The sequence below is a fragment of the Paractinoplanes rishiriensis genome, assembly GCF_016862375.1.
GTDB lineage: Bacteria > Actinomycetota > Actinomycetes > Mycobacteriales > Micromonosporaceae > Actinoplanes > Actinoplanes rishiriensis.
The window spans coordinates 83,928-103,140 of record NZ_BOMV01000080.1 but is presented as its reverse complement, the minus strand read 5'-3'; the positions used below and the strand labels follow the sequence as shown (position 1 = coordinate 103,140).

17 protein-coding genes and 1 pseudogene are annotated in these 19,213 nt (G+C 70.9%); 13 read left to right on the top strand and 5 right to left on the bottom strand.

Annotation, left to right across the window (positions count from 1 at the left end; all coding sequences use genetic code 11):
* Window positions 1–32 precede the first annotated feature (32 nt).
* The 3 genes from Ari01nite_RS38105 (at window position 33) to Ari01nite_RS38095 (ending at window position 4,370) form a co-directional block, all read left to right on the top strand.
* Window positions 33–1,556, top strand: a complete 1,524-nt coding sequence (locus Ari01nite_RS38105; protein WP_203787687.1) for an ABC transporter transmembrane domain-containing protein — start codon at window positions 33–35, stop codon at window positions 1,554–1,556.
* Window positions 1,553–3,283: an ABC transporter ATP-binding protein gene (locus Ari01nite_RS38100; protein ID WP_203787685.1), complete on the top strand. Its 1,731-nt coding sequence runs from the start codon at window positions 1,553–1,555 to the stop codon at window positions 3,281–3,283. The genes Ari01nite_RS38105 and Ari01nite_RS38100 overlap by 4 nt, the downstream gene beginning before the upstream one ends.
* A 634-nt stretch (window positions 3,284–3,917) precedes the next feature.
* Window positions 3,918–4,370 carry a hypothetical protein gene (locus Ari01nite_RS38095; protein ID WP_203787682.1) on the top strand — a complete coding sequence of 151 codons (453 nt, stop codon included), beginning with the start codon at window positions 3,918–3,920 and terminating at the stop codon, window positions 4,368–4,370.
* 335 nt (window positions 4,371–4,705) lie between these two features.
* On the opposite strand, the gene Ari01nite_RS38090 is transcribed toward Ari01nite_RS38095, so the two are convergent.
* Window positions 4,706–7,084: a beta-glucosidase gene (locus Ari01nite_RS38090; RefSeq protein WP_203787679.1), complete on the bottom strand. Its 2,379-nt coding sequence runs from the start codon at window positions 7,082–7,084 to the stop codon at window positions 4,706–4,708.
* Between Ari01nite_RS38090 and Ari01nite_RS38085 the strand changes: the two genes are divergently transcribed.
* The 8 genes and pseudogenes from Ari01nite_RS38085 (at window position 7,083) to Ari01nite_RS38050 (ending at window position 14,815) form a co-directional block, all read left to right on the top strand.
* A complete protein-coding gene (locus Ari01nite_RS38085; protein ID WP_203787676.1) occupies window positions 7,083–7,490 on the top strand; it encodes a histidine triad nucleotide-binding protein in 408 nt (135 codons plus the stop codon). The genes Ari01nite_RS38090 and Ari01nite_RS38085 overlap by 2 nt on opposite strands.
* Entirely contained in the window at window positions 7,487–8,872 is a 1,386-nt protein-coding gene (locus Ari01nite_RS38080) for a serine hydrolase domain-containing protein (protein WP_203787673.1), read from the top strand. The genes Ari01nite_RS38085 and Ari01nite_RS38080 overlap by 4 nt, the downstream gene beginning before the upstream one ends.
* A 136-nt stretch (window positions 8,873–9,008) precedes the next feature.
* Complete coding sequence (locus tag Ari01nite_RS38075) at window positions 9,009–10,088, top strand: PhoH family protein (RefSeq protein WP_203787670.1); 1,080 nt, start codon at window positions 9,009–9,011, stop codon at window positions 10,086–10,088.
* Between the two features lie 23 nt (window positions 10,089–10,111).
* Window positions 10,112–10,582 carry an rRNA maturation RNase YbeY gene (gene ybeY, locus Ari01nite_RS38070; RefSeq protein ID WP_203787667.1) on the top strand — a complete coding sequence of 157 codons (471 nt, stop codon included), beginning with the start codon at window positions 10,112–10,114 and terminating at the stop codon, window positions 10,580–10,582.
* A 5-nt stretch (window positions 10,583–10,587) separates the two neighbouring features.
* Window positions 10,588–11,958: a hemolysin family protein gene (locus tag Ari01nite_RS38065; protein ID WP_203787665.1), complete on the top strand. Its 1,371-nt coding sequence runs from the start codon at window positions 10,588–10,590 to the stop codon at window positions 11,956–11,958.
* Window positions 11,951–12,334, top strand: coding sequence for a cytidine deaminase-like protein (locus tag Ari01nite_RS38060; RefSeq protein ID WP_203787661.1), 384 nt, complete (start codon window positions 11,951–11,953; stop codon window positions 12,332–12,334). The genes Ari01nite_RS38065 and Ari01nite_RS38060 overlap by 8 nt, the downstream gene beginning before the upstream one ends.
* Before the next feature lie 473 nt (window positions 12,335–12,807).
* A pseudogene (gene era / locus Ari01nite_RS50385) lies at window positions 12,808–13,680 on the top strand (GTPase Era); the annotation flags it as partial.
* Window positions 13,681–13,750: 70 nt separating this feature from the next.
* Window positions 13,751–14,815, top strand: coding sequence for an acyltransferase family protein (locus Ari01nite_RS38050; protein ID WP_203787655.1), 1,065 nt, complete (start codon window positions 13,751–13,753; stop codon window positions 14,813–14,815).
* On the opposite strand, the gene Ari01nite_RS38045 is transcribed toward Ari01nite_RS38050, so the two are convergent.
* A complete protein-coding gene (locus Ari01nite_RS38045) occupies window positions 14,762–15,508 on the bottom strand; it encodes a thioesterase family protein (RefSeq protein WP_203787653.1) in 747 nt (248 codons plus the stop codon). The genes Ari01nite_RS38050 and Ari01nite_RS38045 overlap by 54 nt on opposite strands.
* Window positions 15,505–16,290, bottom strand: a complete 786-nt coding sequence (locus Ari01nite_RS38040) for a DUF4097 family beta strand repeat-containing protein (RefSeq protein WP_203787650.1) — start codon at window positions 16,288–16,290, stop codon at window positions 15,505–15,507. Before Ari01nite_RS38040 ends, Ari01nite_RS38045 begins: the two co-directional genes overlap by 4 nt.
* 103 nt (window positions 16,291–16,393) lie before the next feature.
* Here Ari01nite_RS38040 and recO point away from each other — a divergent pair, with 103 nt between their 5' ends.
* Window positions 16,394–17,185, top strand: a complete 792-nt coding sequence (recO, locus tag Ari01nite_RS38035) for a DNA repair protein RecO (protein WP_203787648.1) — start codon at window positions 16,394–16,396, stop codon at window positions 17,183–17,185.
* Window positions 17,182–17,985: an isoprenyl transferase gene (locus tag Ari01nite_RS38030; protein WP_203787645.1), complete on the top strand. Its 804-nt coding sequence runs from the start codon at window positions 17,182–17,184 to the stop codon at window positions 17,983–17,985. Before recO ends, Ari01nite_RS38030 begins: the two co-directional genes overlap by 4 nt.
* Here the strand turns inward: Ari01nite_RS38030 and Ari01nite_RS38025 are convergent.
* Both Ari01nite_RS38025 and Ari01nite_RS38020 read right to left on the bottom strand, forming a co-directional pair.
* Window positions 17,972–18,688, bottom strand: coding sequence for an HAD family hydrolase (locus Ari01nite_RS38025; RefSeq protein WP_239163363.1), 717 nt, complete (start codon window positions 18,686–18,688; stop codon window positions 17,972–17,974). The two genes, Ari01nite_RS38030 and Ari01nite_RS38025, sit on opposite strands and share 14 nt — an antisense overlap.
* Window positions 18,685–18,978 carry an MTH1187 family thiamine-binding protein gene (locus Ari01nite_RS38020; RefSeq protein WP_203787641.1) on the bottom strand — a complete coding sequence of 98 codons (294 nt, stop codon included), beginning with the start codon at window positions 18,976–18,978 and terminating at the stop codon, window positions 18,685–18,687. Before Ari01nite_RS38020 ends, Ari01nite_RS38025 begins: the two co-directional genes overlap by 4 nt.
* Window positions 18,979–19,213 lie beyond the last annotated feature (235 nt).

The window sequence follows — 19,213 nt, the reverse complement described above, 5'->3', positions numbered from 1 at the left end:
TCGACACGCCAACCGCGAAAAGGTCGAAGCCGATGAACATCCTGCGGCGGGCCATCGCCCGGAACCGATGGCGATTGTTGGCCGGCTGCCTCCTGGTGGCGTTGCACCAGGCCTGCGAGGCGCTGGTACCGGTGGTGATCGGGGAGACCGTGGACCTGGCCGTGGCGACCGGCTCGTTCCTCCGGCTGGTCACCTGGGTGGGGCTGCTGGGGCTGCTGTTCCTGCTGCTCACCGTCGCGTACCGGACCGGGGCGCGGCTGCTCATGCGGGCGCTCGCCGACGAATCGCACGCGCTGCGGCTGGAGGTCGCGGCCAAGGTGCTCGACCCGCGGGCCGAAAACCGCACCGGCGACGTGCTGACCATCTCGACCACCGACGCGGACCATGCGTCGTACCTGCTCGACTACATCCCGCGGATCATCGGGGCGCTGGTCGCCACCACGGTCAGCGGCCTGGGGCTGTGCCTCATCTCGGTGCCGCTGGGGCTCGTGGTGCTGGTCGGCACCCCGGTCGTGCTGATCGGCCTGCAGCGGGCCGCGCCGCGCATCGCCCGGCGGGTCGCCACCCGGCAGGAAGTGGCCGGCCGGGCCTCGTCGACCGCCACCGACCTGGTCACCGGGCTGCGGCCGCTGCGCGGGATCGGTGCGCAGGAGGCGGCCGACGCGCGCTACCGGGAGGTCAGCCGGGAGGCGCTGCGGGCCACCCTGCTGGCGGCCCGGACACAGGGGTTGTTCCAGGCCGCCTCGATCACCGTGAGCACGCTGCTGGCCTGCGGCATCGCGATCCTGGCCGGGTGGTTCGCGCTGACCGGCCGGATCAGCGCCGGCGAACTGATCACGGTGATCGGGCTGGCCGCGTTCCTCGGCGAACCGTTCGGGGCGCTGTCCGCGGCGCCCGGCTGGATCGCCACCGCCCGCGCGTCCGCCGACCGGATCGCCGACGTGCTGCGCGCCTCGCCGGCGGTGGAAACGGCGGGTGATCCGCCGGTGCTGCCCGCGTCCGGCGAGATCCTCGGTGTGGTCGCCGAGACCGACCCGGTAGGGCTGGTCCAGCTCTACGACGACGGGTCACCCGACGTGCTGGTGGCGCCGCACGACCCGGAACTGTTCTCCGGCACCATCCGGGAGAACGTGGTGTTGTCCGCATCGGACGGTCTCGACGACGTGCTGCGCGCCTCGGCCGCCGACGACGTGGTGGCCGCCCACCCCGACGGACTCGACCACACCATTTCCGAACGCGGTGCGGCCCTCTCCGGCGGGCAGCGGCAGCGGCTCGCGCTGGCCCGCGCGCTGCTCGCCCGGCCCCGGCTGCTGGTGCTGCACGACCCCACCACGGCGGTCGACGCGGTCACCGAGCACGCCATCGCGCGCGGCATCCGCGACCTGCGGCACCGGCCCGGCTCCACGTTCGGCACGCTGATCGTCACCACCAGTCCCGCCCTGCTCGCGGTCACCGACCGGGTGGTGGTGCTGCGCGACGGCGAGGTGGTGGCGACCGGCACGCACGCGTCGCTCGGTGCGGCCGATCCCGGGTACCGGGCGGCGGTGCTGCGATGACGACGGATGCGTTGCCGGTGGCGTCGCGGGGGCGTACCGGGGCCTGGGTGGTCGGCCAGCTGCGGGTCCGGCGGATGGAACTCGCGGTGACCATCGCGGCCGGGTTGGTGGCGGCAACGGCGTCGGTGGTTCCGGTGACTGCGCTGGGCCGGCTGGTTGATCTGGTACGCGGCGGCGCGCGGCCCGGTGCACTCGTGCCGATCGCGGTGCTGGTCACGGTGGCGGCCCTGATCGGCGGCATCGCGTCCGGCGCGACCACGACGCTGGTCAGCCGGCTCGGCGAGCGGATTCTGGCGGTCCTGCGGGAACAGACGGTGGGGGTGGCGCTGCGGCTGCCGGCCACGGTGCTGGACCGGACCGGCCGTGGTGACCTGCTGTCCCGGGTGGGCGCGGACGTGGCGGCGATCGGCACGGCGGCGGCCGAGATCCTGCCCACGGTGATCTCGGCGGTGCTGCTCGCGGCGCTGAGCGTGACGGCGATGTTCGGCCTGGACTGGCGGTTGGGGCTGGCCGGGCTCGCGGCCATGCCGCTCTACCTGGTGGCGCTGCGCTGGTATCTGCCGCGCTCGGCCCCGATCTACGCCCGGGAACGGGCGGCGGTGGGCTCGCGCTCGCAACTCCTGGTGGAGAGCCTTCAGGGGGTGCGCACGGTGCACGCGTACCGCCTCGAAAGCCGGCACCTGACCGGTATCGAGGCGGCGTCGGCCCGCGCCCGAGACCTGTCGGTCGGGGTGTTCACGCTGTTCACGCGCTTCGTGGGGCGGATGAACAGGGCCGAGTTCGTGGGCCTGGCAACAATCCTGGTGGCGGGTTTCTGGTTCGTCCGGGCGGGCTGGGTGACGGTGGGCGAGACGGCCGCGGCGGCGCTGCTGTTCCACCGCCTGTTCAACCCGGTCTCGACGATCCTGTTCACGTTCGACCAGATCCAGGCGGCCGGTGCCAGCCTGGCCCGCCTGGTCGGCGTGGGAACGCTGCCGGTGCCGCCGGCCGGGTTGGTGCGGCTGTCCACTGCGGACCTGATGTTGTGCGAGGTGAGTTTCGCGTACGACGAGCGGGTGCCGGTCCTGCGCGACATCACACTGCGGGTGGCGCCGGGGGAAAGGGTGGCGCTGGTGGGCTCGACCGGGGCGGGGAAGACAACGGTGGCGTCGATAGCGGCGGGCATCCTGCGTCCCGGTGCGGGCAAGGCGACGGCGGGCGGAATCTCGGTCGATCGGCTGGCGCCCGGGGTAATAGCGTTGATCAGCCAGGAGGCCCACGTCTTCGCCGGCCCCTTGATTGAGGACGTACGCCTGGCGCGCCCGGCGGCATCGGACGAGCAGGTGAAAGAGGCACTGGCGACGGTGGGTGCGCTGGAATGGGCGTCGGCGCTACCCGAGGACGTGCACACTCCGGTTGGTGAGGGCGCCCACCCGCTGACCGCGGCCCAGGCGCAACAACTGGCCCTGGCCCGCCTGGTGCTGCTGGACCCGGCCGTGGCCATCCTGGACGAGGCAACGGCCGAGGCCGGCAGCGCTGGCGCACGGGCCCTGGAGGAGTCCGCACTGGCGGCCACGAGGGGCCGCACCACGCTGGTAGTGGCACATCGGCTGACCCAGGCGGCAGCCGCAGATCGCATAGTGGTGCTCGAACACGGCGCCGTGGTCGAACAGGGCACCCACGCCGAACTGGCGGCGTCCGGCGGCCGCTACGCCGAGCTGTGGGAGGCGTGGCAGTCCCGCTCCTAGCCCGCCCGCAGCCGCCCCGGACGGCCAACACTGCGCGCGATCGCGCTGATGACCTAGTACCGACATCTTGTACCGGAGGCGGCCGTCATGAAATAGCTCGACCAGCTCGTTCAAGGTCTTCAACAACTGCCTATTCAGCCGCTCCTGCAGAGTGCAGCGCGCGCCAATCCTGCTGACGGCTCATGGAGGACGGGCGCATTCCCGCCCCACCGCAGCCATCAGCGCACGACAGGCAGGCAGAAATAGCCGAATTAACGCCCCACCGGCGAATTGTTTTGGCGGCGCCCTTCGCAGTACCGCGGAGTTAATTGGTATTTCGTCGCCGCCCTGGACCGGGGGAGCCCTGTATAGAGCTTTCGCGTCGTGGGTTGATGGAAGGCGGCACGGAAGGCGCTCGCGATGCTGCCGGTGGTGGCTGCGTTAGCGGTTGCGGCGACCGCTGCGAGGAGGCAGCCAGGCCGCGCCGGGGGGAGGGCTCCTGCTCGCGGTCTCGGTGACGATGCTGAGAACAGTGACTGCCGCACGTGCTGCGATGGCGCGGCCCGGCGCAGTGGCGGAACCGGCCGCCGTGAATTTAGTCCCGCCTGGGATGTTGGTCGCAGTCGCAGTCGCAGTCGCAGTCGCAGTCGCTGCGGTGCTCGCGGCGCCGGCGTTCGAGGCGCCGGTGGTGGTGCTGTCTGTGGTGGTGGTGCTGTCTGTGGTGGTGGCGCTGCCTGCGGTGGTGGCGCTGTCGGGCGCGAAGGCGCTGGCCGCGGAGTTTGCAATGGGGGCCTTGGTGCTGCTGGCGACGGTGCTTGGGGCATTGGTGCTGGTGGCGGGGTCGGCGGCGGGGGCGGTGCGGACAACGCACGCAGTGCTCGGGCCGGTGGTGAGTGCGCGGCTCGCTCTGTCGGCGTGGCCGGCAAAGTGGACACCGTCCGGGGTGGTGCCGTCCGGGGTGGTGCCGTCCGGGGTGGTGCTGGCCGGGGTGGTGCTGGCCGGGGTGGTGCCGGGCGGGGTGTTGGCCGGGGTGGTGCCGAGCGGGGCGGCTGTGGGGGCCGCGTGCGGTGGGGGAGAGGCTCGGCTTGTGGAGGGGTTCGGGGATTGAGTGGTGTCTGGGGTAGGGCGCCGCTCGCCTGGCGTTGGCATTGGCGTTGGGTGCGGTGCAGTTTTTGGGCGTGGCGTTGTGCTAGGCCCCAGTCTGGCCCCAGTCTCGGTGGCGTTGGTGGGTGCGGCGGAATTCGGTGGCCTCGGGGGAGTAGGAGCGGGCTGCGGTGAGGTCGCGCATTGTGGACAGTTGGGACTGGGGAAAGCTGCAGCTGCCGCATGCGTCGATTATTTCGCCACCCGAGTGGCGCCCGCTAATTTTCGATCATGCCATTTCCGGGGAGAATCCGGGCCCCGGAAATGGCATGTGACCTAGCGTACTAAAGGGTGGCCAAGTCAGGGCTCGACGGTGATTCTGGTTTCCAGGCGGGCGTCGTCCAGGGCGTGGGCGGCGATGATGCGATATTCGCCCGGTGAGGTTTGCCAGCCTGTGGTGGTCCAGGACTGGAAGGTTCGGGGTGGCAGGGGGATGCGGACCGTGACTGTCTCGTCGGGGTGGGCCTCTACGTTTTCGAAGCCGGCGAGCCACTGGGTGGGGCGGGAGTCGTCGGGGGTTGCGGGGGCCACGTAGAGCTGCACCACCTCGCGGCCGGTGCGGACGCCGGTGTTGGTCAGGGTGACTACGGCTTCGGTGGTGTTGACGGCCAGTTCCTCGTACTGCCAATGGGTGTAGCCGAGGCCGTGGCCGAAGGCGAAGCGGGGCTGCACGCCGGAGCGCAGCCAGCCGCGGTAACCGACGAAGATGCCCTCGTCATAGGCCAGCGAGCCGTCGCGGGGGGCGATCTCCAGAACGGGGCAGTCCGCCTCGCTCTTGGGCCAGGTGGTGGGGAGACGGCCGCCGGGCTCGGCCACGCCGAGCAGAACGTCGGCCAGGGCGGCGCCGGCCTCCTGGCCGGGAAACCAGGTGAGCAGAATCGCGGCTACGTCGTCGGCCCACGGCATCAGGACCGGAGAGCCGGCGTTTACGACCACGACCGTGCGGGGGTTGGCGGCGGCTACCTTCGCCACCAGCTCGTCCTGGCGGCCGGGGAGGGACAGCGAGGTGCGGTCGAAGCCTTCCGACTCGACCTGTTCGGTGGTTCCGACGACCACCACCGCCACGTCGGACTCGGCGGCCAGGCGTACGGCCTCCTCGATCATGCCGTCCGGATCGGGGGACGGGGGGCGGTGGCCCAGGGTGGTGGCCATCGAGTGGGCCGTGCCGCGCTTGATGGTCTGGCGCAGGAGCACGCGCACGGGAGTTCCGGCGGTCAACGGGACCGTGACCCGCTGCTCGCGCGGGTGCAGCAGCAGTTCGGCGCGGCCGGTGTCGGCGGGGTGCAGCGAGCCCTCGTACCGGATCTGGTTGTCGATGGTCAGCTGGAACGTGCCGAAGCCGGAGATGGCGAAGATGTGGTCGCCGGATTCATCCGGCGTGAACGTGGACTCGACGACGAGGCCGTCGACGTCCTGCGGGTCCAGGCCGCCGGGCAGTGAGCCGATCCAGCGCATCGCGATGGGGTCCAGGCCGAAGGAGTGCGAGCCGATTGTCACGGTCGAGCCGGACCACTGCGGGCCGCGGGCCGCCGGCAGGAACGGGCGGGGGTCGGCGCCGATCGCATACTCCACGTCCACGCCGGACAATGCCCGGCCCAGGCCCTCCAGCGGGGAGATGGTGTGCGGCGGGGAGACCTGGGCGCTGCCGCCACCCAGTACCCGGGCGTCCAGAGCCAGGGCGCCGAGGATCGCCACCCGGGTCAGGCCGGCCGGCTCCAGCGGCAGGGTGAAGTTCTCGTTGCGGACCAGGACGAACGAGCGGGTCGCCACCTCGTGGGCCACCGCGTCGCCGTCCACCGGCGGGGGCGGATCGACGGCCGGGCCGCCGGGCAGGGCGCCGACACGCAGGGCCAGGCGCAGCACGCGGCGTACCTTGTCATCGATGAGCTCTTCCGGCACCTCGCCGGACCGGACCGCCTCGACCAGCGCCGCGCCCCACGGGTTGTCCAGCGCCGGCATGGCGATGTCCAGGCCGCCCAGGGCCGCGCCCACCGTGGAGCGGGCGGCGCGCCAGTCCGACACCACGATCCCGTCGAAGCCCCACTCGTCCTTGAGGATCTCCTGCTGGATACGGCCGTTCGACGCCATCGACGTGCCGTTCACGCTGTTGTAGGCGCTCATCAGACCCCAGCCGCCGGCCGCCACCACCCGCTCGAACGGGGCCAGGTAGATCTCGCGCAGCGCGCGCTCGCCGATCCGGACGTCGACCTCCATGCGGTCCGTCTCGAAGTCGTTGCCCACCAGGTGCTTCACCGTCGTGCCGACACCGTGTTCCTGGACGCCGCGCATGAAACCCACCGCGATCTCGCCGCTGAGCAGTGGATCCTCCGAGTAGCACTCGAAGTGGCGGCCGCCCAGTGGAGTGCGGTGCAGGTTGACGGTCGGGCCCAGCACCACGTCCACGCCCTTGCGCCGCGCCTCCTGCCCGAGCAGGCGACCGGCCGTCGCGGCCAGCTCCCGGTCCCACGCGGCCGCGAGGGCGGTCGGGCTGGGCAACGCGACTGACGGATCGTCGGGAGCCCAACCAGTTCCCCGTACGCCCACCGGGCCGTCCGACATCACGAGCGACCGCAGGCCGATCCGCTCGATCGCCGGCAGCGACCAGAAGTCCTGTCCGGCCAGCAACGAGACCTTCTCGGCCAGGTCGAGTTGCTTGACGAGTTGTTCGACATCGGTCATGGAGCGCTCCCACAGTCGGTTCGTGTACCGCTGCCACCTTAAGATCCCAGGGGTGGACAACGACTGCCTGTTCTGCCGCATCGTCGCCGGCGAGATCCCCGCGACGGTCGTGCATGAGACCGACACCACGCTCGCCTTCCGGGACATCGACCCCAAGGCGCCCGTACACGTCCTGGTGATTCCCAAAGGCCACCATCCGGACGTGGCGTCGCTGGCCCGCGCCGACCCGTCCGCCGCCGCGGATGTGCTCGCCGCGGCCGCCGAGGTGGCCGAGGCCGAGGGACTCGTCAAGAACGGCTACCGGCTGCTCTTCAACACCGGCGAATACGCGGGACAGGTCGTGTTCCACGTACATGGTCATGTCCTTGGCGGCGAACCCCTCGGCCCGATGCTGGCCCCGCGATGAGCGCGCCGGTCGCGCGCTACGAACGAGCCGCCCGGAAAGCCCAGGCCGACGGCCGCATTCCGGCCCTGTCCGTGGCCCTGCACCGGGCCGACCGCGAGCCGTGGACCTGCACGATCGGGGACAGCGGCAACCCGGACCACCCGCTCGGGCCGGACACCCGGTTCCGGATCGGGTCGGTCACCAAGACCTTCACCGCCGTGCTCGTGCTCCAGGCCCGCGATGACGGCCTGCTCGACCTGGACCAGCCGATCTCGGCTCACCTCGACGTGCCGGCGCACGGCGACGCCACCATCCGCCGGATCCTGTCGCACACCGCCGGCCTGCAGCGCGAACCCGCCGGCGACGTGTGGGACACCCTGATCACCCCGGACGCGGCCGCGCTGCTCGCCGAGCTCGACCGGGCCGAGCGGGTGCTGCCGAACGCGCGGCGCTACCACTACTCCAACCTCGGGTTCGCGATCCTCGGCCAGCTCGTCGCCAAACTGCGCGGCGGCACCTGGGAGCAGGTGCTCGCCGACCGCATCCTCGGCCCGCTCGGGCTCGACGCCACCACGGTTGCCGCGCCGCCGCAGGCCGCCGTCGGCTACCTGGTCGACGCATACTCCGACGCCGCCCGGCCCGAACCCCAGTTCGACCTGCGCGGGGTCAACCCGGCCGCGCAGCTCTGGAGCACCGCGAGCGACATGGCCAGGTGGGCCGCGTTCCTGGTCAGCCCGGAAACCGCCGACCCGGACGGCAAGGTGCTGGCGGCCGCCACCCTCGACGAGGCGCGCTGGCCGCTCACCACCCGCGACGAGGCCGTCTGGTCGAGCGGCTTCGGACTCGGGCTGATCCTCGTGCCGCAGGGCAAACGGGTGGTGGACGTCGGGCACGACGGCGCTATGCCCGGCTTCCTGGCCGGCGTCTACGGCCGGCGCGGCGGCGACGGCACGCCCGGCGGCCTCGGGTGCGCCGTCCTCGGTTCCTCCGGCACCGCCGCCGAGACCAACGAACTCGTACACGAACTGCTGAAACTCGCCGTCGAGCAGGACCCGGCCGACATCACTCCCTGGGCGATCGCGCCGCCCGCGCCCGCTGCGTACCGCAGCGTCCTCGGCGTCTGGTGGAGCGAGGGCTCGCCGTTCGCTTTCTCCTGGCGGGACAACACCCTGCGGGCCACGTACGCGGACGCGCCCGCCGGACTGCCGCCGTCGGTCTTCCAGCCGCTGGACGGGCAACCTGACATGCTGCGCACCGTTTCCGGACGGGAAGCCGGGGAACTTCTGCGGCTCACCCGCGACGACGCCGGCGCGGTGGTCCAGATGCACTGGGCCACCTACCGGTTCAGCCGGGTGCAGGAAGGCTTCGACGGAGGCCCGGCATCGGCGGGGGCCGGCAGGTGAGCACGGGACAGGTGAGCACGGGACAGGGAGAGCGGGCGATAATGGCATCGGCACGCGGGCGGAACAGCGGATACGATGGCACGATCCCTTGGCGACGAGAACGAGAGCAGGTGGCGGAGGCCCCCGGGGCCGCCCTATGACCGGTACGCCGAACCCTTCCAGCGCGGGCTCCAGCGGCGCGGCGCGGGTGCAGACCAAGATCTCGGTCTCCGATCCAAAGATCATGGTCAACCTGTTGGGTGCCAAGGACGAAATCCTGCGCCTCATCGAACGAACCCTGGCCAGCGACGTCCACGTCCGCGGCAACGAGATCACCATCACCGGTGACCCGGCCGAGAACGCGATCGCCGAGCGCCTCTTCTCCGAGCTCATCGAGCTGATCGAGAAGGGCGAGACGCTCAGCGTCGACGCTGTGCGCCGTACCGTCGACATGCTCGAGGCCAACACCTCCGAGCGGCCGGCCGAGGTGCTGACCCTCAACATCCTGTCCCGGCGCGGGCGCACCATCCGCCCCAAGACGCTGGGCCAGAAACACTACGTCGACGCCATCGACGAAAACACGATCGTGTTCGGCATCGGCCCGGCCGGCACCGGCAAGACCTACCTCGCGATGGCCAAGGCCGTGCAGGCGCTGATCGCCAAGCAGATCAGCCGGATTATCCTGACCCGGCCGGCGGTCGAGGCGGGCGAGCGGCTGGGCTTCCTGCCCGGCACCCTGACCGAAAAGATCGACCCGTACCTGCGGCCGCTCTACGACGCCCTGCACGACATGCTCGACCCGGAGTCCATCCCGCGCCTGATGGCCGCGGGCACGATCGAGGTCGCCCCGCTGGCCTACATGCGCGGTAGGACTTTGAACGACGCGTTCATCATTCTCGACGAGGCACAGAACACCACGCCCGAGCAGATGAAGATGTTCCTGACGCGGCTGGGTTTCGGTTCCAAGATCGTGGTCACCGGCGACGTCACGCAGGTCGACCTCCCCGGCGGCACCAGCAGCGGTCTCAAGGTCGTGCGCGAGATCCTGCAGAATGTCGAGGATGTGCACTTCGCCGAGTTGTCCAGCGCCGATGTGGTGCGGCACCGGCTGGTCGCGGAGATCGTCGACGCGTACGCCCGGTTCGACGCCGAGGCGGAACGTCGCGCCACACAATCCGTCCACGCCGTGCCAGGACGTGCCGCCAGTGGTGGCGGCCGCACCGGGCGTAGGCGCTAACCCAAGGGGTAAAGAGCACCGCTATGTCCATCGAGATCGCCAACGAGTCGGGAGTCGAGGTCGACACCGACGCGATCCTCGCGGTGGCCCGGTACGCGCTCGACGAGATGGGGGTCAACCCGCTCGCCGAGCTTTCGATCCTGCTGGTCGACGTCGACTACATGGCCGAGCTGAACCACCGCTGGATGGGTGGTGACGGCCCCACCGACGTGCTCGCGTTCCCGATGGACGAGGGGAGCGTCGACCACGGGCCGGGCGAGGCGGGCACCGGTGAGCCGGCCCTGCTCGGCGACATCGTGCTGGCCCCGGAGGTGGCGGCGAAACAGGCCGCGGCCGCCGGGCACTCGGCCGCCGACGAGTTGCACCTGCTCACCGTGCACGGTGCGCTGCATCTGCTCGGCTACGACCACGCCGAGCCGGAGGAGGAGCGCGAGATGTTCGCGTTGCAGAACCGGCTGCTGCAAAGCTGGCGGGCCGGACGGCAGGTCGGCTGATCATCATGGACCCCGCTCATCTCATCGCCGCCGCCCCGGCTTCCGCGGGCCTGCCGGACGTACAACTGATCACGATCGCGGTGCTGCTGGTGTTCCTCGCCGGCCTGGCCTCGATGGCGGATGCGGCGCTGGCCACGGTGTCGCCGGCCCGGGCCGCCGAGATGGCCCGGGAGGGGCAGCGGGGCGCGGCCGCGCTCGCCGCGGTGGCCAAGGACATGGTGCGGCACCTCAACCTGTTGCTGCTGTTGCGCCTGCTGGCGGAGCTGACGGCGACCACCATGATCGCCCTGGTCGCGGTCGACAGCTGGGGGCCCGGCTGGCGGGCGGCGCTGGTCACGGCCGGTGCCATGACCGTGGTCAGCTTCGTGGTGGTCGGGGTCGCGCCGCGGACGGTGGGGCGCCAGCACGCGTACGCGGTGGGCCGGGCCTCGGCGCCGCTGGTGCGCTGGCTGGGTAAGGTACTCAACCCGCTGGCGTCGCTGCTGATCCTGATCGGTAACGCGGTGACGCCCGGTAAGGGTTTCCCGGAGGGGCCGTTCGGCAGCCAGGTGGAACTCCGTGAACTGGTCGACCTGGCCGAGGAGCGCGGCGTCGTGGAGCACGGCGAACGCGAGATGATCCACTCGGTGTTCGCGCTCGGTGACACGATCGCCCGCGAGGTGATGGTCCCGCGTACCGAAATGGTGTGGATCGAGGCGCCGAAGACCCTGCAGCAGGCCTTGTACCTCTTCCTGCGGTCCGGATTCTCGCGGATCCCGGTGATCGGGGAGAGCGTGGACGACGTGCTGGGCGTGCTCTATCTCAAGGACGTGATCCGGCGGACCCAGTCCGGTGATCCGGCGGCGACGTCCGAGGCGGTGGCCGACCTGATGCGGTCCGCGACGTTCGTGCCCGAGTCGAAACCGGTGGACGACCTGCTCAGCGAGATGCAGGCGGCACGCACCCACCTGGTGATCGTGGTGGACGAGTATGGCGGCACGGCCGGCCTGGTCACCATCGAGGACATCCTGGAAGAGATCGTCGGCGAGATCACCGACGAGTACGACGTCGAGCGTCCCCCGGTGGAGCACCTCGAGGACGGCGCGGTGCGGGTGACCGCCCGCCTGCCGATCGAGGACCTGGGCGAGATCTTCGGCGTCGAGTTGCCCGCCGACGAGGTGGAGACCGTGGGCGGCCTGCTCGCGCAGTCGCTGGGCCGGGTGCCGATCCCGGGCGCGACGGTCGACGTGTGCGGGCTGCACCTGAAAGCCGAGGGCACCACGGGCCGGCGCAACCGGATCGACTCGGTGCTGGTGCGCCGGGTGGAGTCGCCGGCGCGGGCCGAGCAGCCCGAATCCGAGACCGAAACCGAGGAAAGACAGACCGCTGATGCCTGACCAGACCTTTGCCGGTGCCGCCGTGCCGGCGACCGAGGGCGGCGCGCTGAGCGCCGAGGACGCCAAGCTGGTCACCCTGGCGAGAAGCGCACGCGCGCGGGTGGGCGCGGTCGAGGGTGCAGCGGTACGCGACCAGGACGGCCGGACATATGCGGCGGCCACGGTGTCGTTGCCCAGCCTGGCCGTGACCGCATTGCAGCTGGCCGTGGCGTCGGCGGCGGCGTCCGGAGCCAGCCGGTTGGAGGCGGCCGCGGTCGTCACCGAGGCGTCGGAACTGGACGGGGCGGGTCACGCGGCGGTGCGCGACCTGGGCACCGAGGCGCCGATCCACGTGGCGGCGCCGGACGGGTCGTTGCTCGGCTCGGTCACCGCATGACCGACCCGAAATCTCCGCGGTCGGATCGGGCTGCGCGGTCCGCTCGCTCGGCGACCCCACCAACTACCTCAGGCACCATTTCGCGCACCACCACCTCGGGCGACAAATCCGATTTGTCGCCCCGAGGGGCGGCGGCGGGTGAGGGACGGCGGCTGACGCCCGGGGAGCGCAACGAGCTGCGCCGCCAGGAGCGCCGCGCGGCCCGCCGGGCCGAGCCATCAAACGACCGCAAGGGCGGCAGCGCGCCTCGGCGTCAGGAAAGCGCAGCCGGCGTTAGCGGCGACCGGTCCGAGGCCAGCGAGGCCGCTCGGGGCGGCAGCGCCAAGGGCAGGCCCGGTCGGGGGAGTGCGAAGGGTGGGCCCGCTCGCGGCAGTGCCAAGGGCGGGCCTGGTCAGGCCAGTGCCAAGGGTGGGCCTGAGCGTGCGCATCGGCATCGGGAAGCTGTTCGACCGGAAGCCGGCGGCGACGATGTTTATCGGGCCGGATTCGCATGTTTTGTCGGACGCCCAAATGCGGGTAAAAGCACCCTGACCAACGCGATCATCGGGCAGAAGATTGCGATCACTTCCAACAAACCGCAGACGACTCGGCATGTGATTCGGGGCATTCTGCATCGGGAGAATGCGCAGCTTGTGCTCGTGGACACGCCGGGCCTGCACCGGCCGCGGACGCTGCTCGGGGAGCGGCTCAACGATCTCGTGCGGGAGGTGTGGAGCGAGGTCGACGTGATCGGGGTGTGCTTTCCGGCGGACGAGCCGGTGGGGCGCGGGGACCGGTTCATCTCGCAGGAGATGGCCGAGCTCAAGGCCACCGTGTTCGCCGTGGTGACCAAGGTCGACCTGGTCAGCCCGCAGAAGCTGGCGGAGCACCTGCTCGCGGTCAGCGCGTTGCACGATTTCGCGGAAATTGTTCCGGTGAGCGCCGTTTCCGGACATCAGATGCAGTCCCTCGTGGACATGATGATCAAGTATCTGCCGGAGTCGCCGCAGTTGTATCCGGACGACGTGCTCACCGATGAACCGGAGCAGGTGCTGATCGCCGAGTTGATCCGGGAGGCGGCGCTCGAGGGCGTGCGCGACGAGTTGCCGCACTCGATCGCGGTGCTCGTCGAGGAGATGATGGTCGAGGGCGGCCTCACCAAGATCTATGCGGATCTGTACGTGGAGCGGGACAGTCAGAAGTCGATCGTGATCGGGACGCGCGGGGCGCGCCTCAAGGAGGTCGGCAGCCGGGCCCGGCTGGAGATCGAAAAGTTACTCGACACGAAGGTGTATTTGGATCTTCATGTGCGGGTAGCTAAAGAATGGCAGCGTGACCCGCGTCAGTTACGCAAGCTGGGTTTTTGATTTTGCGGGTTATGGGATAATTCACGCTGGTTTGCGGCTTCGCTCCGACGTTCGGTTAACTACCACAGTTATGCGTAACCGGTACCTGGATCTGCTGCGCGCCGTCGCGACCGTCCGGGTCGTGGTCTACCACTCCACCGGATGGGCCGCGCTCACTGTCGTGTTCCCCGCGATGTCGGTGATGTTCGCGCTCGCCGGGTCGATGATGGCGGCCTCCCTGGACCGACACGGGCCGTGGGCCGTCGAACGACGGCTCCAGCGGCTGCTGCCCGCGCTCTGGGTGCTGGTCGCGGTCGCGGTGCCCTCGATGCTCGCGATCGGGCTGGTCTGGGACTGGCAGGTGCTGCTCTGGGCGTTCCCGCTGCAGGACCCGCCGGCCACCGGTTACTGGCTCGAGGCCCTCGCCGCGATGTGGTACCTGCGGGACTTCCTCTGGTTCGTGCTGCTGTCCCCGCTGGTGCTGCCGATCTTCCGCCGGTTTCCGCTGCCGACAATCCTGACGCCGTACGTGGGCCTCGCCGTGATCACCTTTGCCGGCCTGCACCCGCCGCTGGTCGTCCGGGACATGGCGCTGTACGGCGGAGCCTGGCTGCTCGGTTTCGCCCACCACGACGGTCTGCTGGCCAAGCGCCGCTGGTGGCTGATCGGTGCGCTCGCGGTGTCCGGTGCCGCGTGGGCGCTGACCCATCCGGGCCCGCGTGGCCTAGACCTCAACGACATCCCGCTGGCCAACGCGCTCTGGTCGGCCGCCTTCGTGCTGGTGCTGCTCGGCTGCTCGCCGCAGGTGCGGTCGTCCCGGCTGCTCACCGTGCTCAACGCCCGGGCCCTGACGATCTATCTGTGGCACGTGCCGTTCATCGTGGCGTTGAGCCGGCTGGCGACGTGGACCGGTCTGCCGATCTACGGCTGGGTCGGCATCACCTGGCGGCTTGCGGCCGTCACGCTGCTGCTGGGTCTCGTGGTGCTGGCCGTCGGCTGGGTGGAGGACGTGTCGGCCGGTCGTCGCCCGCGGCTGATCCCGGGCGTGGCGCGCAGCCGGGTTCCGGTGTCGCCGGCGCCCGTCCTGGTCATCCCGCAGCCGTCAGCGCTCCCGGACGACCAGCGGCTGCGCCACCAGCCCGATCTTTCCCGCTGAGTCGAACAGGTCGCCCTCGGCCAGCCCGAGGCCGTCCTGGGTGAGGATCGTGCGGCAGGCCAGGTGCACCCACTCGCCCTCGGCCGGCCGCAGCAGCGTGGTGGTCATGGTCGGCGGGATGGACAGCCACTTGTCCAGCGGCATCTCCAGCGACAGGCCGTTCGCCGAGTCGGCGACCACGAGTGCGCGGTCCTGGCCGGTCATCTCGACGCCGTCGATCAGCGGGAACCGGGCCCGGCTCCACACGTGCGTCTCGCCGGGCCGGTCCAGCCCGCCGTAGGTGCAGCGCCACTCGAACGCGTGCCCGTAGCCGAAGCCGTCGAACGCGTGGTCCTCGGTTTCCGGCAGCGGCGCCGCCCGGGGCGCCTCGGTGGCCACCGGCGGCGGCGGGCCGGGCGCCAGGTGCCAGGCGCGGGCGGTGACCGCGACCCGGCCGTCGATCACCATCCGGGCCTCGTTGAGGGCGGTGAGCCGGCCCGGCTTGATCGGCGAGACCTCGATCCGGCACTCCCGGCGCGGGATCGGCCCGAGGAAGTCCACCGAGATCCGGGCCAGGCGCAGGCCGTCCAGCCGCAGGTGGTGGCCGAGCAGGGCGGCCGGCGGGCCGCCGTGCTGCATCGCGGTGTCCCAGGGGCTCTCGGTGGCTCCGGTCGGTTCGTACCGGTCGTCGCCACGCGGGAGATAGAAGCTCATGGCAACGAGGCTACGGCCACATCCCCGCTGCCGGTCTTGACGTCGATGACGTTGGTGGCGTCCGCGTCGCTGTCCATGCCGTGCCGGTCGACGTCGCCCGAACCGGTGTCGGTGATCAGTTTGTAGCTGCCCGCGGGCACGGTCACCTTGATGTCGCCGCTGCCGGACTCCGCGGTCACCGAACCGGGCTCGGCCAGCAGCACGGTCAGGTTGCCGGAGTGGACCTTGGCGGTGACCGCCTTGGCCGCGTTGATCACGTCGGTGTCGCCGGAGCCCGCCTCGGTCTGCACGGTGCCCTTCGCGTCCAGCACCCTGATGTCACCGGAGTTGGTCTGCACCTTGACCGGGCCGGCCGCGTTCAGCACGGTCAGGTCGCCCGAGCCGACCTCGAGGTCGGCCGCCGCGATGCCGGCCAGCCGGACATCGCCGGATCCCAGCTTGCCGCGTACGGTCACCCCGGGTGGGGTCTTTATCTGGTACGAGACCGAGCAGCGTACGCCGCAGGACGTGTCGATGGTGAGCGTGCTGCCCTCCAGCCGATACGACTCACCGGGATCGGAACTGCGCCGGATCACCCGGGTGATGGTCGTCTCGGTGACCTCGGCGGTCTCCACCGTCACGTCGCCGGAGCCGCCGGCCACCACGATGTCGGTGATCTTCGCCTTCTCGGTGTCGTTGTAGGTCATCTTTGCTCCGACCACCCCGGCGCAGGCGGTCAGGGTCGTGGTCGTCGCGACGACGAGGGCGAGGACCCCGGCGCGCCGGATCTGTGTCATGGTCATGGCACGACGCTATGCGGGTGTCGCCGGAGAGCACCATCGGTCCTGTCACTGACCGGCCCCGGAGATGACCCTGAGATCCGGGTCAGGGTCTGTCGTACCCACGATGCAGAATGACGGGGTGCCCGCCGCCGGATATCGCCGCCAGCTTTACCGTGACGACGCGGTCGTGCTGCGCGTGCAAAAGCTCGGCGAGAGCGACCGGATCATCACGCTGCTGACCCGCCGGCACGGCCGGCTGCGCGCGGTGGCCCGGGGCGTCCGCCGCACCACCTCGCGTTTCGGCGCCCGGCTGGAGCCGTTCGGCCACATCGACCTGCAACTGGCCGGCTCACCCGAGGGGGTGGGCAGCGCACTGCACTCGGTCAGCCAGGTCGAGGCGGTGGCGCTCTACGGCAAGCAGTTCCTCGGCGACTACCCGCGCTACACCGCGGCCAGCGCGATCGCCGAGACGGCCGAGCGGCTCACCCCGGTCGAGCGCGAGCCGTCGCTGCGGCTGTTCCAGCTCACCCTCGGTGCGCTCAAGGCGCTAGCGGCCGGCGAACACGCCGGTAGCCTGGTGCTGGACGCCTACCTGCTGCGCGCCATGGCCACCGCCGGCTGGGCCCCCGCGGTCGCCGAGTGCGCGGTCTGCGGCACACCGGGCCGGCACGCCGCCTTCTCGGTGCCGGCCGGCGGCGCGGTCTGCCCGGACTGCCGCCCGCCCGGTGCGGCCCACCCCAGCCCCGCGACGCTGGGGCTGATGGCGGCGCTGACCGCGGGCGACTGGCAGGTGGCCGACGCATCCGAGTCGCCGGTGCGCCGGGAGTGCAGCGGGCTGGTGGCCGCCCACCTGCAATGGCACATGGAGCGGGCGTTGCGCTCGCTGCCGCTGGTCGATCGACGGGAGAACCCATGATCCAGCGCCCATCCACCCCGCGTCCACCCACGCCTCATCTGTCCGGTGCCCGGCCGCCCGACCTGCCCAAGGCGGCGCTGCCCAAGCACATCGCGATCGTGATGGACGGCAACGGGCGCTGGGCCAAGGATCGCGGCCTGTCCCGCACCAAGGGTCACGAGCAGGGCGAGTTCTCCCTGTTCGACACCATCGAGGGCGCTATCGAGCTGGGCATTCCCTACCTTTCGGCGTACGCGTTCTCGACCGAGAACTGGAAGCGCTCGCCCGAGGAGGTGCGCTTCCTGATGGGCTTCAACCGGGACGTGATCCGGCGCCGCCGCGACCAGCTGGTCGAGTTGGGGGTTCGGGTGGTCTGGTCGGGCCGGGCCGGGCGCCTGTGGAAAAGCGTGATCAGCGAGTTGCAGACCGCCGAGCAGATGTCCCGGGGTAACAAGACGCTGACCCTGCAGTTCTGCGTCAACTACGGCGGCCAGGCCGAGATCGCCGACGCGGCGGCGGCGATCGCCCGCGACGTGGCGGCCGGCAAGCTCAACCCCGACAAGGTGACCGAGCGGACCATCGCGAAATACCTCTACCACCCCGAGGTGCCCGAGGTCGACCTGTTCCTGCGCCCGTCCGGCGAGCAGCGCACGTCCAACTTCCTGCTCTGGCAGTCGGCGTACGCGGAAATGGTCTTCCTGGACACGCTGTGGCCCGACTTCGACCGCCGCCACCTCTGGTATGCGTGCGAGCTCTACGCCAGCCGCGACCGCCGGTTCGGCGGCGCCGTGCCCAATCCGGTCGCCCCTACGAGTCTTTAGTCCGCTTTTGGGTGGCGGGCGGGGCGGTCGGATGGGTCAGGATCCGCACCGTAGCCTCCACGTCGGACAGATCCGGCAGCACCGCGTGCGCCCCGGCCAGCACCAGGTCGGCCATCCGGGTTGACCCGGTCGCCACCCCGACGGCCATGGCGCCGTTGGCCAGCGCCGCGGTCACGTCGTGCACGGTGTCGCCGATCACCACCGGGGCGAACCGCTCGCCGTACTTGGCCTCGGCCCGCTCCAGGCTGCGCCGCACCAGGGTGGCCCGCAGGCTGTCGTCGGTGCCATATCCGCCCACCTCGGCGTCGAACGCGCCGGCCAGGTCGAACGCGGCGACCTTGGCGGCGGCCACCTCGGGCACGTTGCCGGTGACCAGGGTCTGCACCACACCGGGCAGGGTGCCGAGGCGGGTCAGCACATCCCGGACGCCCGGCATCAGCGCGCCCTGCTCGCCGAACTCGTGCTGGGCGGCGAGCACCAGTTCGATGTAGCGCACGAAGAACCGTTCCGGCGTGCAGTCGGTGACCCCGTGCACCTCGAAGACCTCGGCGCAGATGTCCATGTCGGTGCGCCCGCCGAACGCCGGGGTGGCCCGCCAGTCCACTCCGGTGACCTCGGTGAACGCCGCCTGCCAGGCACGCGCCGCCACCCCGCCACCGCGCAGCAGGGTGTAGTCGACGTCCCACATGACCAGGCGTCTCATTCGGTCAGCGCCCGTTCGATGTGCTCGACCTTGGCGGTGAGCGCCCCGGAGACCCCCGGCCGCACATCCGCCTTGAGCGACACGCTGACCCGGGGCGCGCCCTTGGCGACCGCCTCGACTGCCTGCTTGACGACGGCGAAGCATTCGTCCCACTCACCCTCGATCGTGGTGAACATGGCATCGGTCCGGTTCGGCAGCCCCGAGGCCCGAACCACCCGCACAGCCTCGGCCACGAGGTCACCCACGGACTCACCGACACCGAGCGGCGTAATAGAGAAAGCAACCAGCATGGGCTCATAGTGGCAGCCCACACCGGTACCGAGGCAACCCTCGGATTGCCCGCGGTGGACCGGGCGGGAGAGCGCTCTCAAAGCGAACGCCGATGCTGCGCCACGGTGATCCGGGCGGCGGGGAGACGGGGGAGAGATCGCGCTTCCTCACTCGGGCCTGCCCTTTGTTTCCCGCCCCGCTGAAACGCGGGAAACCGTGGAGGCGCTGATGAGCAAGACGTCCCTTGAACTTGAT